This window comes from Bradyrhizobium sp. STM 3809 (assembly GCF_000239795.1).
Classification (GTDB): domain Bacteria; phylum Pseudomonadota; class Alphaproteobacteria; order Rhizobiales; family Xanthobacteraceae; genus Bradyrhizobium.
The window spans coordinates 1-1,123 of the sequence record NZ_CAFJ01000404.1 but is presented as its reverse complement, the minus strand read 5'-3'; the positions used below and the strand labels follow the sequence as shown (position 1 = coordinate 1,123).

The window sequence follows — 1,123 nt, the reverse complement described above, 5'->3', positions numbered from 1 at the left end:
TGGGCTGCCAACGACCGGACCGTTGGCCGGTCAGCGCGTGCGGCAGCTTCAAGCGGGGGATTGCAGCAGATCCGCCCGGCCGGTCGTCGGACCGGCCGGTGCATCAGATGAGATGGAAGCTCGACAGATGCGACACCAGGTCGAGGGCGGTGACGTGCTGGACCGTGATCGTGTCCATTGCCGCATCGGTGATGACCGTGCTGCCGGCAAAGTCGTGATGGATCGCTGCCAGCAGCGTCGCCTGGTTCGCGAACGGGTTGTGACTGATGAGGAGCGTGTCGATGCCGGGGGTGAGGTCGGCGATGCTGACCTGACCAACATGCTCGGCGAAGACGAAGCCGTCATGCCCTGCCAACATCGCGGTCGGCGCAGCGATGCTGCTGGCCGGCGCCGTGTTGGCCGATATCTGCGTGCCGCCCTGACCGTCATCGCTGAAATGAAAATTGTCCTGCGACACGACGGGCTGTGTGGTGGAAGCGACGTGCGTGGGTACGCCGATGGTGCCGTCGTTGTTGAGGTCCTGGTTGAAGCTGGTCTCCAGCGTCTCCAGTGCCGCCGAGCCGCCCGGGACGGCGCCGATCGCGTTGCCCGTATAGTTGCCGCTGCCGTCGGTGTTCCACACCGTATAGAGGTCGGCACCCGCCATTTTCCAGGCCACGAGGTAGCCGCCGCCCGAGGCTTCAGCTCCGATCGGATTCCAGCCGCCGAGCTGACCGACGGTGACGGTGCTGCCGCCGAACTTGATCTGCGGGCCGGTGCCTCCGCCGACCGGATTCATGAAGTAGGTCGAGCCGGATTGCACCAGGCTCGTCGCCCCCAGCGTTTCGATCACGGCTGATGGAATGCCGATGGTGCCGTCGCCGTTCAGATCCTGGTGAAGGTTCGTCTCCAGCGCTTCCAGCGCGCTGCTGGCGCCGTTGACGGCACCGATCGCATTGCCGGTGTAGTTGCCGCTGCTGTCGGTGTTCCAGACTGTGTAGAGATCGGCACCGGCCATCTTCCAGGCGATCTGATAGCCGCCGCCCACGGCGTCGGCGCCGATCGGCGTCCAGCCGCCGAGCTGTCCCGGCGAGAGAATGCTGCCTCCGAACTTGATCTGCGGACCGGTGCCGCCACCGACCGG

The 1,123-nt window shown here is 65.9% G+C and carries 1 pseudogene; it reads right to left on the bottom strand.

Annotation, left to right across the window (positions count from 1 at the left end):
• Positions 1-103 precede the first annotated feature (103 nt).
• A pseudogene (locus BRAS3809_RS19965) lies at positions 104-1,123 on the bottom strand (NF038122 family metalloprotease); the annotation flags it as partial.